This is a genomic window from Streptomyces sp. CA-181903, from assembly GCF_050937075.1.
Classification (GTDB): domain Bacteria; phylum Actinomycetota; class Actinomycetes; order Streptomycetales; family Streptomycetaceae; genus Streptomyces.
In genome coordinates this window covers 6,782,261-6,797,068 of the sequence record NZ_JBNJLY010000001.1, presented here as the reverse complement: position 1 = coordinate 6,797,068, position 14,808 = coordinate 6,782,261, and the positions used below count along the sequence as shown (strand labels likewise).

Annotated in this window: 8 protein-coding genes and 1 pseudogene; 7 read left to right on the top strand and 2 right to left on the bottom strand. The window is 74.9% G+C overall.

Going from position 1 to position 14,808, the window contains the following annotated elements; genetic code table 11:
* Window positions 1-2 precede the first annotated feature (2 nt).
* The 5 genes and pseudogenes from ACQEVS_RS30105 to ACQEVS_RS30085 all read left to right on the top strand — a co-directional run bounded on the left by ACQEVS_RS30105 (window position 3) and on the right by ACQEVS_RS30085 (window position 8,571).
* Window positions 3-923, top strand: coding sequence for a carbohydrate ABC transporter permease (locus tag ACQEVS_RS30105; RefSeq protein WP_433025799.1), 921 nt, complete (start codon window positions 3-5; stop codon window positions 921-923).
* Entirely contained in the window at window positions 920-1,750 is an 831-nt protein-coding gene (locus ACQEVS_RS30100) for a carbohydrate ABC transporter permease (protein WP_433025796.1), read from the top strand. The genes ACQEVS_RS30105 and ACQEVS_RS30100 overlap by 4 nt, the downstream gene beginning before the upstream one ends.
* A 41-nt stretch (window positions 1,751-1,791) precedes the next feature.
* The gene (locus ACQEVS_RS30095) at window positions 1,792-3,039 is read left to right on the top strand and encodes a glycoside hydrolase 5 family protein (RefSeq protein WP_433025793.1); all 1,248 of its coding nucleotides are present in this window, start codon (window positions 1,792-1,794) and stop codon (window positions 3,037-3,039) included.
* Between the two features lie 393 nt (window positions 3,040-3,432).
* On the top strand, window positions 3,433-5,475 hold the full coding sequence (locus ACQEVS_RS30090; RefSeq protein WP_433028039.1) for an endo-beta-N-acetylglucosaminidase: 2,043 nt from the start codon (window positions 3,433-3,435) through the stop codon (window positions 5,473-5,475).
* Between the two features lie 49 nt (window positions 5,476-5,524).
* Window positions 5,525-8,571, top strand: a pseudogene (locus ACQEVS_RS30085) (alpha-mannosidase).
* A gap of 151 nt (window positions 8,572-8,722) precedes the next feature.
* Here ACQEVS_RS30085 and ACQEVS_RS30080 read toward each other — a convergent pair.
* Window positions 8,723-9,295, bottom strand: a complete 573-nt coding sequence (locus ACQEVS_RS30080; RefSeq protein ID WP_433025790.1) for a hypothetical protein — start codon at window positions 9,293-9,295, stop codon at window positions 8,723-8,725.
* Window positions 9,296-9,574: 279 nt separating this feature from the next.
* Window positions 9,575-10,885, bottom strand: a complete 1,311-nt coding sequence (gene thrS / locus ACQEVS_RS30075) for a threonine--tRNA ligase (protein ID WP_433028036.1) — start codon at window positions 10,883-10,885, stop codon at window positions 9,575-9,577.
* 284 nt (window positions 10,886-11,169) lie between these two features.
* Here thrS and ACQEVS_RS30070 point away from each other — a divergent pair, with 284 nt between their 5' ends.
* Window positions 11,170-13,860: an alpha/beta fold hydrolase gene (locus tag ACQEVS_RS30070; protein WP_433025787.1), complete on the top strand. Its 2,691-nt coding sequence runs from the start codon at window positions 11,170-11,172 to the stop codon at window positions 13,858-13,860.
* Complete coding sequence (locus ACQEVS_RS30065; RefSeq protein ID WP_433025784.1) at window positions 13,857-14,723, top strand: ABC transporter permease; 867 nt, start codon at window positions 13,857-13,859, stop codon at window positions 14,721-14,723. Before ACQEVS_RS30070 ends, ACQEVS_RS30065 begins: the two co-directional genes overlap by 4 nt.
* Window positions 14,724-14,808 lie beyond the last annotated feature (85 nt).

Below are 14,808 nucleotides of genomic sequence, written 5' to 3'. Positions count from 1 at the left end.
ACATGACACGCAGAGGCGTGGCCCGCAGAGGCGTCCGCCTCCACCACCCCGCCACCCCCTGGCTGCTCCTGCTGCCCGGCCTCGGCGTCCTCGCCGCGTTCAGCCTGTTCCCGTTCCTGACGACCGTCCGCGACGCGTTCACCGACGCCCGGACGCTCGTCCCGGGGCACTGGGTCGGGCTGCGGAACTTCCGGGACATGCTGCACGACGAGCAGTTCCGGGTGGCCCTGCGGAACAGCGCGCTGTACGTCGTCCTCGTCGTCCCGTTCACCGTGCTGCTGCCGCTGCTGCTGGCGCTGCTGGTGCACAAGCGGCTGCCGGGGATGGGCTTCTTCCGCTCCGCGTTCTACACCCCGGTGGTGGCCTCGGTGGTGGCGGTGGCGCTGATCTGGTCCTGGATGCTGGACGACCGGGGGCTGGTCAACGGCATCCTCAAGGTCCTGGGCGCCGGGCCGGTGTCGTTCCTCGGCGACTCCTGGCTGCTGCTGTTCAGCGCGATGGCGCTGACCGTGTGGAAGGGCCTCGGCTACTACATGGTCATCTACCTCGCCGCGCTGGCCAACGTCCCGCGCGAGCTGCACGAGGCCGCGGCGGTCGACGGCGCCGGCCCGCTGCGCCGCTTCGCCAGCGTCACCGTGCCGGCCGTCCGCTCCACGATGGTGCTGGTCGGCGCCCTGTCGTCGGTGTCCGCGTTCAAGGTCTTCTCCGAGGTGTTCCTGCTGGCGGGGCCCACCGGCGGGCCGGCCGGGGAGGACACCACGCTCGTCATGCTGGTGCAGCGGACGGGCACCGGGCTCGACGGTCGAGTGGGCTACGCCTCGACCCTCTCCCTCGTCGTCTTCGTGATCGCGCTGCTGCTGATGCTGCTGGTGCTGCGCGCCGGGCGGGGCGGCGACGCGGCGGACCGCGGGGAGCGCCGGTGACCAGGACGTCGTGGGCGGAGAAGGTGTTCCGCTACGTGCTGCTGCTCGCGGTGCTGGCGCTGACCGTCGGCCCGTTCCTCTGGCAGCTGTCCACCTCGTTCAAGAGCACCACCGAGGACGTCTACACCTCGCCGCCGCGCTTCCTGCCCGAGCACCCGACCGCGCACAACTACGCCGAGGTCGCCGACATCGTCCCCGTCTGGGACTACGCCCTGAACTCGCTGACGGTGGCGGTGGCCAGTGTGCTCACCAACCTGGTGGGGGCGTCGACGGCGGGCTACGCGCTGGCCCGGCTCCGCTTCCGGGGCCGCGGGATCGCGGGCCTGGCCTTCGTCGCGGCGCTGCTGGTTCCGGCGGAATCCCTGGTCATCGCGCAGTTCACCATGATGCGCGACCTGCACCTCAACAACACCCTCACTGCCGTGGTGCTGCCCGGGGCCGTCGGCGCGCTGAACGTGCTGCTGATGCGGAACGCGTTCGCCGGCATCCCGCGCGAGATCGAGGAGGCGGCCGTCGTCGACGGCGCGAACACCTGGCAGCGGTTCACCCGCATCGCGCTGCCGTCGGTGCGCGGCACCCTGGCCGTCGTCGCGATCTTCGCGTTCATGGGCGCCTGGGACGACTTCCTCTGGCCGCTGATCGTCCTCTCGGACTCCGACCGCTACACCCTGACCGTCGGCCTGAACTTCCTGCACGGCACCTTCCAGCAGGACCCCCGGCTCGTCGCCGCCGGGACCGTCATCGCGGTGGCCCCGCTCGTGGTGCTGTTCGCCTGCCTCCAGCGGTACTTCTTCCGCGGGACCGGCGAGGGCGCCGTCAAGGGCTGAACGCCCTGGAGAAGGCCGCATCCGATCCGGAGAGGAGCTCCATGAGCGTGCGTTTCGGCGTCAGCTACACCCCGAGCCCCGGCTGGTTCCACCACTGGCTGGACTTCGACCTCGACGACGTCCGCGCCGACCTGGACTGCGTCGCGTCCCTCGGCCTGGACCACGTCCGCGTCTTCCCGCTCTGGCCGCTGTTCCAGCCCAACCGGACGCTGATCCGGCCGCGCGCCGTCGAGCAGCTGGTCCGGCTGGTGGACGCGGCCGGGGAGCGCGGGCTCGACGTCGCCGTGGACGGGCTGCAGGGACACCTGTCGAGCTTCGACTTCCTGCCGTCGTGGGTGACCACCTGGCACCGCCGCAACCTGTTCACCGATCCGGACGTCGTGGACGCCCAGGCCCGCTACCTCGCCGAGCTGGCGGGGGCGCTCGCCGGGCGGGCCAACTTCCTCGGCATGACGGTCGGCAACGAGACCAACCAGTTCGCCGGCGACCCGCACCCCGACCCGGACCGGGTCACCACCGCCGAGGCCGGCCACTGGCTGCGCCGGATGACCGAGGCGTGCGAACGGGCCGCGCCTGGCCGGACACATCTGCACGCCGCGTACGACGCCGCCTGGTACGACGGCACGCACCCGTTCACGCCCGCGCACGCGGCCCGGATCGGCGCCATGACCGCCGTGCACTCCTGGGTGTTCAACGGCACCGCCCAGCGGCACGGCCCGGACGGCGCGGCGACCGGGCTGCACGCCGCGTACCTGATCGAGCTGTCCAAGGCGTGGGCCGACGATCCGGCGCGCCCGGTCTGGCTGCAGGAGGTCGGGGCGCCCGCGCCGCACGTACCGGCCACGCGGGCGGCCGAGTTCACCCGCACCACGGTCCGCAACGCGCTGGACTGCCCCGGGCTGTGGGGCGTCACCTGGTGGTGCTCGCACGACGTGGACCGGGCCCTGGCCGACTTCCCGGCGCTGGAGTACGACCTCGGGCTGTTCACCAACGACCGCCGGCTCAAACCGGCGGGCGAGGCGCTGGCCCGGGTCGTACGGGAGTACGCGGCGGGCGCGTACGGCGAACCCGCGCCCCGGCGTACGGCGCTGATCCTGGACGCGGGCGACGTGGAGAGCGCCCCGCTGCGGCCGCTGTGCGCGCCGGGCGGCGCCTTCTTCGAGGCGTGGATGCGGAACGCCGCGGACGGGGTCAGGCCGGCCGTGGTGCTCGCCCAGCGGATAGGTGAACCGGGCCACTTGGCGGGCCGGGGCGTCGAGGAGACGGTCGCCGTCGACCGGCTCCCCTGACCACCGCCGGACACCGCCGCGGGCCCGGTCCGCCCACGGGCCCCGGAGCCGAACGAGGAGGGCGCGATCCCCGGGGCCGGGGCTGTCCCTCCGCATATCCCCTCGGAGGCGCATCATGCACGGACCCACCCACCGATCCGTTCCCGGCGGTTCCGACCACGGAGGTTCCCCCCGCCGAGCCGGCCCTGACGGTTCCGAGCACGGGGGTTCCACCCACCGATCCGGTCCCGACCGTTCCGACCCCGGCGGTTCCACCCACCGATCCGCTCCCCCGGTTCCGACCCCGGCGGTTCCACCCGCCGATCCGCTCCCGACGGGCCTGCCCACCGGTCGGTTCCCGGCCGGCCCGCCCGCCGGAACGTCCTCGCCGCCGGGCTCGCGGCAGCCGTCGTCCTGCCGCCCGCGCTGCCGTCGGCGGCGGCAGCCGCGCCGGTCCGCTACCCCGGCGCGCCGGTCCGCTCCCCCGGCGCGCCGCCCGCCGCGCCGGCCGCCCGTACTCCCGCCCCGGACGGCCCCCCGGACCTCCAGCCCTACGCCGCCTACTGGTTCCCCGACACCCCGCCTCCCGGAGCGCCCCCGCCCGGCGTCGTGTGGCGGAGCCTCGCCCGGTGGAGACCCGAGGACGACCCCGACCTCCCCTTCAACCGCGCTTCCGTCCCGCTCGCCCCGCGTTTCACTCCCCCACCCCACGACGGCGCCCGCACCGGACAGGCGAAGATCAGCGCCCTGGTCTCCTTCGCCCCCACTTCCGGGCACCCCGCCCAGGGCGGGCCGACCGCCGACCACTACGCGTTCACCCACTGGGCCCACCTCGACGAGCTGGTGTTCTGGGGCGGCTCCTCGGGCGAGGGCCTGATCCTCGCGCCCACCGCGCCCGTCGTGGACGCCGCCCACCGGCACGGCGTGCCCGTCCTGGGCACGGTGTTCCTGCCCCCGGCGGCCTTCGGCGGCCGGCTGGAGTGGACGCGGGAGCTGCTGCGCCGGGGGCCGGACGGTGGCTTCCCGCTGGCCGACCGGCTGATCGCGGTGGCCCGCGCGCACCGCTTCGACGGCTGGTTCCTCAACGCCGAGACGGAGGGCGGCGACGCGCGGCTGGGCGCGGACATGCGCGACTTCGTCGCCCACCTCCGCCGCCGGGGCGACGGGCTGCGCGTCACCTGGTACGACGCGCTGGCGATCTCCGGTGACGTCGCGTGGCAGAACGAGCTGAACGACCGCAACGACGCCTTCTTCCGCGCGGCCGGCACGATGTTCGTCAACTTCGGCTGGACGCGCGCGGGCCTGCGGTCGTCCGGGGAGCGGGCCGAGGCCATGGGCCGGGACCGGTACGCGCTGTGGGCCGGCGTCGACGTGGAGGCGCGCGGCTGGGACACGCCCGTCGACTGGGACGCCGTCCTCCCGCCCGACCGCCCGCACGTCACCTCGCTGGGCCTGTACCGCCCCGAGTGGACCTGGAAGCAGGCGGCCGACCGTTCCCCCGCCGCCTTCCACGCCCGCGACGACCGCTTCTGGTCCGGCACGGGCGGCACCACCGGCACCTGGCGTGCCCCCGCCGCGTCCGTCGCCGACCGCTCGACGCTCACCGCCCTCCCGTTCGCGACCGTGTTCAACACCGGCCACGGGCTCGGCTGGTACGAGCGGGGGCGGCCCGTCCCGTCCGGTCCCTGGCACCACCTGGGCCTCCAGGACCGGCTGCCCGGCCGCCGCCGGGTGATCGCCGGCCCGGACCCGGCGCCTTCGGTGGGCTACGACTTCGCCGACGCCTGGCACGGCGGCGGCAGCCTGCTGGTCGCCGGTCCGCTGCCGGAGCCCGCGACGGTGGAGCTGTACGCGGCCCGGCTGCCGCTGACACCGTCCACGGTCGTCGAGCTGACGTACCGCGCGGACGCGGGGAGCGCGCCGGTGCGGGTGGAGTTCGTCGCGGACGCGGGGGACGGACGCACCGGCGTCCTGGCCGCCGGGCGGGCCGGCCCGGCGTGGACCACGGTGACCGTCCGCGCGGGCGCGCTGCTGCGGGGCCGCGCCCGGGGCACGCTCCGCACCCTGGGCGTGCGCCTCACCGCGCCGGGCGGCGGGCCGGTGCGCTGGCGGCTGGGCCGGCTGGCCGTACGGGACGGCGTCCCGAGGCCGCCCGCCCGGCCGGGCCGGCCGAAGGTCACGGCGGCGGCGGTCCGGCCCGACGGCACCGCGGCCCTCCGCCTGGCCTGGCGCCCGTCCCCCGGCCCGGTCCGCCATTACGAACTGCGCCAGTGCCTGCCGGGCGGCGGCCTCCGCTTCCTCGGCGGCACCTGTGGGCATGCCTCCTACGTTCCGGACCTGCGCCGTACGGCCGGTGAGGCGGTCACGCGCGTGGAGGTGCGCGCGGTGGACGAGTTGTACGCCTCCTCGGCCCCCGCCGTCATCCGGTTCCGCTGGCGGGACCCGAACTCCCGGTAACGAAGCCTCGGCAACGAACCCCCGGTAACCCGATCGGTAAGGACACTCGATGCACAACGACCGCACGACCACCGAAGACCGCCTGCGGCGGGTGCTGGAGGAGCGCATCCGCCCGGCCGTGTACCCCGAGTCGGTGCCGCTGACCGTCGGCGTGTGGCACGCGCCCGGCGAGCCCGTGCCCGTCGCGGAGGGCCTGGCGGCGCCGCGCGAGCCCATCGGGCCGGGGGACGCCTGGGGTCCGGCCTGGGGGACGAGCTGGTTCACGGTGACGGGCACGGTGCCCGCCGCGTGGGCGGGGCGGACCGTGGAGGCCCTGCTGGACCTGGGGTTCGACCCGAACCTGACCGGATTCCAGTGCGAGGGACTGGTCTACCGGGCGGACGGCTCGCCGGTGAAGGGCCTCAACCCGCGCAACCAGTGGGTGCGGATCGGCGCCCCGGCGGCCGGGGGCGAGGAGGTGCGGCTGCACATCGAGGCCGCCGCCAACCCGGTGATCCTCGACTACGAGCCGTTCCGCCCGACCGAGCTCGGCGACCTCGCGACGGCCGACCGCCGCCCCCACTACCGGCTGGGCCGCATGGACCTGGCCGTGTTCGACGCCGCCGTGTGGGAGCTGGTGCACGACCTGGAGGTGCTGGACGGGCTGATGACCGGCCTGCCCGAGGAGTCGCCGCGCCGCTGGGAGGTGCTGCGGGCGGTGGAACGTGCGCTGGACGCCGTGGACCTCCAGGACGTCGGCGGCACGGCCGCCCGCGCCCGCGAACTGCTCGCCGACGTCCTGGCCGCGCCTGCGCAGGCGTCGGCGCACCGGCTCAGCGCCGTCGGACACGCCCACATCGACTCCGCGTGGCTGTGGCCGCTGCGCGAGACGGTGCGCAAGGTGGCCCGGACCACGTCCAACATGACGGCGCTGCTGGACGAGGAGCCGGACTTCGTCTACGCGATGTCGCAGGCGCAGCAGTTCGCCTGGATCAAGGAGCACCGGCCGGAGGTCTGGGCGCGGGTGAAGAAGGCGGTGGCGGACGGGCGGTTCGTGCCGGTCGGCGGGATGTGGGTGGAGTCGGACACCAACATGCCGGGGTCGGAGGCGCTGGCCCGGCAGTTCACGCACGGGAAGCGGTTCTTCCTGGAGGAGTTCGGGATCGAGACGGAGGAGGTGTGGCTGCCGGACTCGTTCGGCTACTCGGCCGCACTCCCGCAACTCGTGCGGCTGTCGGGGTCGAAGTGGTTCCTGACGCAGAAGATCTCCTGGAGCAAGACCAACAAGTTTCCCCACCACACGTTCTGGTGGGAGGGCTTGGACGGCACCCGCGTCTTCACCCACTTCCCGCCCATCGACACCTACAACGCGCAGCTCTCCGGCGAGGAACTGGCGCACGCCGTCCGCAACTTCCGGGAGAAGGGCGGCGCCACCCGCTCCCTCGCCCCGACCGGCTGGGGCGACGGGGGCGGCGGCACCACGCGCGAGATGCTGGCGCGGTCCCGGCGGCTCGCGGACCTGGAGGGATCGGCGCGGGTGGTGTTCGAACGGCCGTCGGCGTTCTTCGAGAAGGCGCACGCCGAGTACGCGGCGGACGCGCCGGTGTGGGCCGGCGAACTGTACCTGGAGCTGCACCGGGCCACGCTCACCAGCCAGGCCCGCACCAAGCAGGGCAACCGCCGGGCCGAGCGGCTGCTGTACGAGGCGGAGCTGTGGTCGGCGACGGCGGCCGTGCGCACCGGCTTCCCGTACCCGTACGAGCGGTTGGACCGGCTCTGGAAGACCGTGCTGCTGCACCAGTTCCACGACATCCTGCCCGGCACGTCGATCGCCTGGGTGCACCGGGAGGCCGCGGCCACCTACGCGGCGGTCGCCGCCGAGCTGGAGTCGCTGGTCGCGGACGCGCTGACGGCGCTCGCCGGGGGCGCCTCGGCGGGCGGCACGGTCGTCTTCAACGCCGCGCCGCACGGCCGCGCCTGCGTCGCGGCCCGGTCCGCCAGGCCGGCGGACGAACTGCCGCGCCCGGTACCGGCGACGGCCATGGCACGCGAGGGCAGCGGGTACGTCCTGGAGAACGGCCTGCTGAGGGTGGAGGTCGACGCCCGCGGCCTCGTCGTCTCCGTCGTCGACAAGGAGACCGGCCGGGAGACGGTCCCCCGGACGCGGCGGCCAACCTCCTCCAGCTCCACCAGGACTTCCCGAACATGTGGGACGCCTGGGACGTCGACCGGTTCTACCGGAACACCGTCACCGACCTCACGGACGTGGAGTCGATGGAGCTCACGGACGGGGGCGCGGTGCGGGTGGTCCGCGCGTTCGGCGCGTCCCGGGTCGAGCAGCGCATCTCGCTGCCGGACGGGCTGCGGCGGGTCGACTTCACCACGGAGGTCGACTGGCACGAGACGGAGAAGTTCCTCAAGGCCGCCTTCCCGCTGGACGTGCACGCGGACCGGGTCGCCGCCGAGACCCAGTTCGGTCACCTCTACCGTCCGGCACACACCAACACCAGCTGGGACGCGGCCAAGTTCGAGGCGTGCGCCCACCGCTTCGTCCACGTGGAGGAGCACGGCTGGGGCGTCGCGCTGGTGAACGACTCGACGTACGGCTACGACGTGACGCGCACCACCCGCGCCCCGGAAACGTCCGTCCCCGGAACGACCACCACCCTCCGCCTGTCCCTCCTGCGCGCCCCGCGCTTCCCCGACCCCCGCACCGACCAGGGCACCCACCGCTTCCGCTATGCCCTGGTGCCGGGCGCCCGCATCGACGACGCCGTGTGCGAGGGCCACCGCGTCGCCATCCCGGAACGCCGGGTCCCGGGCGACCGGGGGACACCGTCCCTGGTGCACGTGGACAACGAGGCGGTGGTGGTGTCGGCGGTGAAGCTGGCGGACGACGGGAGCGGCGACGTCGTGGTCCGCGTCTACGAGTCCCTGGGCGGCCGGGCCGGGGCGGGCCTCGCGTTCTCCTTCCCGACGGCTTCCGTACACCGCTGCGACCTGCTGGAACGCCCGCTGGAGGCGGTGGAGCCGACGGACGGAACGGTCCGGCTGACACTGCGGCCGTTCGAGATCGTGACGCTACGGGCACGCCGCACCAGCCCGTCCGGCGCTTGAGGACGCGTGCCGCGGGGGCGCGGGGGCTTGCCCCCGGCGGGAAAACCGGGCGGGGCCGGGGCGCGGCTCCCGTGCCGGTGCACCGGCGCGTGCCCGGTGCACCGGCGCGCGGGCGCGAGCGCGAGCGCGTCGGGATCGCCCCGGCCGGGGGTCAGCGCGGGGGCATCCAGTGGTGCACCTTGTAGTTGCCCTTCTCCAACGTCTCGAAGGGCGCGCTGCCCAAGCACTTCGGCACGCTGTTCCGCGGCAGCCCGTCCAGGGCCCAGCTGTAGCCGAGCCGGTCCTTGCGACCCTGGTCGAGGACGGTGAAGCCGAACCGCTTGCCCTTGAGGTCGCCGATCTTCGGCATGCCGGGCGCGTCGGTGACGTGCGACTCGGTGACGACGCCCGTGGCGACGGCGACCGGGCCGCCGGTGACGAGGCAGTCGATACGGCCCTTGAAGGCGGCGCTCCACTTCGGGCCGTAGCGGTGGCTCACCTGGAAGGTGCCGTGCGCCTTGTCGAGGAAGCCATGGGCGTCGATGGTGAAGTGGACGTCGTCGCCGGGCTTCCGCGCGAGCTTGCCGGTGCCGGTGAGCGACGGCTCGTCGGCGGTCCGGGCGGCGGCGCTCCGGCCGGAGCCGTCGGCCGTGGCCGGGCTCGCGGCACCGGTGGTGAGGGCCAGCGCCGCGACGCCGGCGAGGGCGGTGGCGACGACGGTGAGGGGGCGGCGGGCGCGGGGCATACGGGTTCTCCTGACGGGCGGTGAGACGGGTGGTGAGACGGTCCGCCGGGGTCTCCCCCGGCCGGACACCACTCTGCCGCCGCCGGCACGGGCGGCACCTCGTCCCCGGGGCCGACCCCCTCCGCCGCGCGGCGGAACACCGCTCCCCCGCGCGGCGGGTGCCGGCACGGCGTCCGGCATGATCGGCGCGTGCGCGCCGCCGTCCGCATCCCCCGCGACGACCGTCTCCGGGCACGCGTCCGTACGGCCGGGGCCCTGCACCCGTACGCCCCCTGACCGTCACACGTGCGCCGGCTCGTCCCACAGGTCGGTGCGGTACGCCTCGACCAGGCCCCGGACCCGGGACAGGAACGCGTCGGCGGGCAGCGGCGCGAGCCTGCGGCCGTCGCGCAGCCGGACGGCGAGCTGCCCGGCGGCCGCCTCCCGGGGGCCCAGGACGGCCTGGTACGGGACGAGCCGGGCCTCCCGGATCCGGGCGCCGAGGGTGCCGCGGTCCGGCGCGGCGGCCTCGGCGCGGAGGCCGAGTCCGAGACAGCGCCGGACGAGCGCCTCGGCGGCGGGCAGCTCCGCCTCGGAGACGGGGAGGAGAACGAGCTGGACGGGCGCCAGCCAGGCGGGGAAGGCGCCGCCGTGCACCTCGATGAGGTGGGCCACCGCCCGCTCGACGCTGCCGATGACCGCGCGGTGGACCATCACCGGGCGGTGCCGGGCGCCGTCCGCGCCGATGTAGTGCAGGTCGAACCGTTCGGGCTGGTGGAAGTCGATCTGGACGGTGGACAGGGTCGCCTCACGGCCGGCCGCGTCCGCGATCTGCACGTCGATCTTCGGCCCGTAGAACGCGGCTTCCCCCTCGGCCGCCTCGTACGGCAGCCCGGACCGGTCGAGGACGTCGGTGAGCAGGGCGACGGACCGCTCCCACAGCTCCGGCGCGGCCACGTACTTGCCGCCCGGCCCGGGCAGGGACAGCCGGTAGCGGGCGGGGACGATGCCCAGCGCCTCGTACGCCCGGCGGATCAACTCCAGCGCGCCGGCGGCCTCTTCGGCCGCCTGGTCGAGGGTGCAGAAGATGTGTCCGTCGTTGAGCTGGATCGACCGCACCCGGGTCAGTCCGCCGAGGACGCCCGACAGTTCGGAACGGTACATGCCGCCCAGCTCGGCGACGCGCAGCGGCAGTTCGCGGTAGCTGTGGGAGCGTGAGCGGTAGATGAGCGCGTGGTGCGGGCACATGCTGGGCCGCAGCACGACCTGTTCGCCGCCGAGGTCCATCGGCGGGAACATGTCGTCGTCGTAGTGCGCCCAGTGCCCGGAGATCTCGTAGAGCTCCCGTTTCCCGAGCACGGGCGAGTACACGTGCCGGTACCCGGCCCGGCGTTCGACCTCCCGGATGTACTCCTCCAGCGCGTGCCGCACGGCGGCGCCGTCGGGCAGCCAGTACGGAAGTCCCGCGCCCATCAGCGGGTCGGTGTCGAACAGGTCCAGCTCGCGGCCGAGTCGGCGGTGATCGTGCACGGCGGTCTCCTCAGGAGTGGTGAGGCGAGTGACCGCGGCAGCACGAAGCCCCGGGGCACTCGCCCCGGGGCTTCGGACAATGTCAGCTGTCAGCGCGCCGGGACGGATCCGGCGTCGTCGTGGAGTGCTGGTTGGCGCGCTGCATGCCGGTCACGCTAACAGAGGGGCGGCGTGACGTACACGGGGTTTCCACTCAGCCCGTCCGGCGTCTGAGGACAACCGCGCGGAGCGCGGTTTCGGGGGTGTGGGGGCTTGCCCCCGCGAGAAACTGGGGCACCTCCCAGCGGTAGCTGGGGGAGAAAGGGCGGGGCCGGGGCTCACCCCGTCCGCCCGGCCCGCGCAGCGCGCCGCATACCATTCGCGACATGAAGCTGCGTTTGCCCCGCCCCCGGCGAGGCCGCCTGGCCGCCGCCCTGGCCGCGTTCGGCGTCCTCGTCGGCGCCGGCACCTGGACAGCGGCGGAGGCCACCGGCGGCGACCCCCCGGTGCACCGCGAGGACCGCTTCCTGACGATGCCGGAGTCCGGAACCGGCGGCGCCGAGGCGTCGGTCCGCATCGACACGTCGTTCTTCACCGCGGGCGGCGACGGCCGCAGACCCGCCGTCCTCCTGGCGCACGGCTTCGGCGGCGACAAGGACGACGTACGCGGCCAGGCCGAGAAGCTGGCCCGCGACGGCTACGCGGTCCTCACCTGGTCCGCCCGCGGCTTCGGCGACTCCACCGGCCGGATCGGCCTCAACGACCCGGACCGCGAGGTCGCCGACGTCAGCCGCCTGATCGACTGGCTGGCCAAGCGCCCCGAGGTGCGGCTCGACCGCGCGGGCGACCCGCGGGTCGGGATCGCGGGCGCCTCGTACGGCGGCGCCGTCGCCCTCCTGGCGGCCGGGCACGACAAGCGCGTCGACGCGATCGCCCCGCAGATCACCTACTGGGACCTGAACAGCGCCCTCTTCCCGAACGACGTGTTCAAGAAGCTCTGGGCGGGCGTCTTCTTCACCACCGGTTCCACCTCCACCGCCTCCGGCGCGAAGGGCTCGGGCGGCGGCTGCGGCCGGTTCGAGCCGGAGCTGTGCGCGATGTACGAGCGGGTCGCCGTCGCCGGGCGGCCGGACGTGGACGCCCGCGCGCTGCTGGAGCGCCGCAGCCCGTCGGCCGTGGCCCGCGCCGTCAAGGTGCCCACGCTGCTGGTCCAGGGCCAGAGCGACTCCCTCTTCCCGCTCACGGAGTCGGACCGGGCCGCCGAGGCCCTGGCCCGCAACGGCGCGCCCGTGGCCGTCGACTGGATCGCGGGCGGCCATGACACCGGCGGTTCCGACGAGGAGGACCGCGTCGCCGGCCGGACCCGCGCCTGGTTCGACCGCTACCTGAAGGAAGACGAAAGCACCGGCACCGGCCCGGCGTTCAGGATCAGCCGGACCGGCGGCCTGGACACCACCGACGGCACCGCGCGGCTGCGCGGCGCGACCGCCGACCGCTACCCCGGCCTGCGCGACGACCCCCGGCCGGTGCCGCTGACCGGCCGCGAGCAGCGCTTCGGCAACCCGGCGGGCGGTTCGCCGCCCGCGGTGTCCGCCGTGCCGGGGCTCGGCGGGCTCTCCCGCCTCTCCGGCCTGGGCGTCGGGGTGTCCCTCGACTTCCCGGGCCAGTACGCCCGTTTCGACTCCCCGAAGCTCACCGAGAGCGTGCGCGCCACCGGCACACCGGTCGCGCGGGTCCGGGTGGCGTCGGACAGCGGCGAGGCCGTGCTGTTCGCGAAGGTGTACGACGTGGGCCCGGACGGGCGGCAGCAGCTGCCCGGCCAGCTGGTGACGCCGCTGCGGGTGACGGACGCCAAGGGCGGCCGGACGGTGGAGGTGCGGCTGCCCGCCGTCGACCACGTCTTCGAGGCCGGGCACCGGATGCGGCTGGTCCTCTCCTCGACGGACCTCGGCTACGCCTCGCCGACGGCCCCGGCCGCGTACACCGTCTCCCTCGCGGACCGCGAGCTGAGCGTGCCCACCGCGCCCGGCGTCCGCACCGGTTCGGCCGCGCTGCCCTGGTGGACGTGGGGGCTGCCGGCCGGCGGGCTGGTGGTCGCCGTCGCGCTGCTGCTGACGGGCCGGCGACGCGGTCCCGTCCCCGCGCCGGACCCCGCGCTCGCGGACGTCCCGCTGGTCATCGACGGGCTGAGCAAGCGGTACGCCAAGTCGGCGGACCGGTACGCCGTCCGCGACCTGTCGTTCCGGGTGGAGCGCGGCCAGGTGCTCGGCCTGCTCGGGCCGAACGGCGCGGGCAAGACCACGACGCTGCGGATGCTGATGGGCCTGATCCGGCCGGACGGCGGCCAGGTGCGCGTCTTCGGGCACGCGATCCGGCCCGGCGCGCCCGTGCTGTCGCGGGTCGGGGCGTTCGTGGAGGGCGCGGGCTTCCTGCCGCACCTGTCCGGCCGGGCCAACCTGGACCTGTACTGGCGGGCCACCGGCCGCCCGGCCGAGGACGCGCACGTCCAGGAGGCCCTGGAGATCGCCGGGCTGGGCTCCGCGCTGGACCGGGCCGTCCGCACGTACTCGCAGGGCATGCGGCAGCGGCTGGCCATCGCCCAGGCCATGCTGGGCCTGCCCGACCTGCTGATCCTGGACGAGCCGACGAACGGCCTCGACCCGCCGCAGATCCGCGAGATGCGCGAGGTGATGATCCGGTACGCGGCGGCCGGGCGCACGGTGATCGTGTCCAGCCATCTGCTGGCCGAGGTCGAGCAGAGCTGCACCCACCTCGTGGTCATGGACCGGGGCCGGCTGGTGACGGCGGGCCCGGTCGCGGAGATCACCGGCTCGGGCGAGACGCTGCTGGTGGGGGTGGACGGCGAGGTGACCGAGGCCGTCGCCGAGAAGGTCGGCGCGCTGCCCGGCGTGGCGTCGGCCGTCCGCGCGGAGAGCGGGCTGCTGGTCCGCCTCGACGGCGCGAGCACCCCGGAACTGCTGGTGGAACTGGTCCGGCTGGAGGTTCCGGTGACGGGTGTGGGCCCGCACCGGCGGCTGGAGGACGCGTTCCTGACCCTGATCGGAGGCCAGGCATGACCGCAGGCACGAGCACGCCCCCGGCGACCGCGCCCGGCTACCGCGCGGGGCGCACCCTGCCCCTGCGGGTCGAGGCGGCGCGGCAGTTGCGGCGGCGGCGCACGCTGGTGGTCGGGGGCGTGCTGGCGGTCCTGCCGTTCGTCCTGATCGCGGCGTTCGCGATCGGCGGGCGGCCGGGCGGCCGGGACGGTCGGGTGACGCTGATGGACACCGCCACCGCCTCCGGGGTGAACTTCGCGGCCACGGCGCTCTTCGTCTCGGCCGGGTTCCTGCTGGTGGTACCGGTGGCGCTGTTCTGCGGCGACACGGTGGCGTCGGAGGCGGGCTGGTCGTCGCTGCGCTACCTGCTGGCGGCGCCCGTGCCCCGGACGCGGCTGCTGGTGAGCAAGCTGGCGGTGGCGCTGGGGTTCAGTGCGGCGGCGATCCTGCTGCTGCCGCTGGTGGCGCTGGCGGCGGGCTCGGCCGCGTACGGCTGGGGGCCGCTGCGGATCCCCACCGGCGGGACGCTCCCGGCGGACACGGCGGTGGCCCGGCTGGCGGCCGTCGTCCTCTACGTCTTCGTCAGCCAACTGGTCACGGCGGGACTGGCGTTCTGGCTGTCGACGGTGACGGACGCGCCGCTCGGCGCGGTCGGCGGGGCGATGGGCCTGACCGTGCTCGGCAACGTCCTCGACGCGGTGACCGCGCTCGGCCACTGGCGCGACCTGCTGCCCGCGCACTGGCAGTACGCCTGGGCGGACGCCCTCCAGCCGCACGCCGAGTGGGGCGGCATGATCAAGGGGACGGCGGTGTCGGTGGCGTACGCGCTGGTGCTGTTCGCGCTGGCGTTCCGGCACTTCCGGGCGAAGGACGTGGTCTCCTGACGGGCTCGGTCTCCTGACGCACGCGGTGTCCTGGCGGACGCGGTTTTGCGACGAATCGCGTCTCCCCGGCGGATGTGATCGCCTG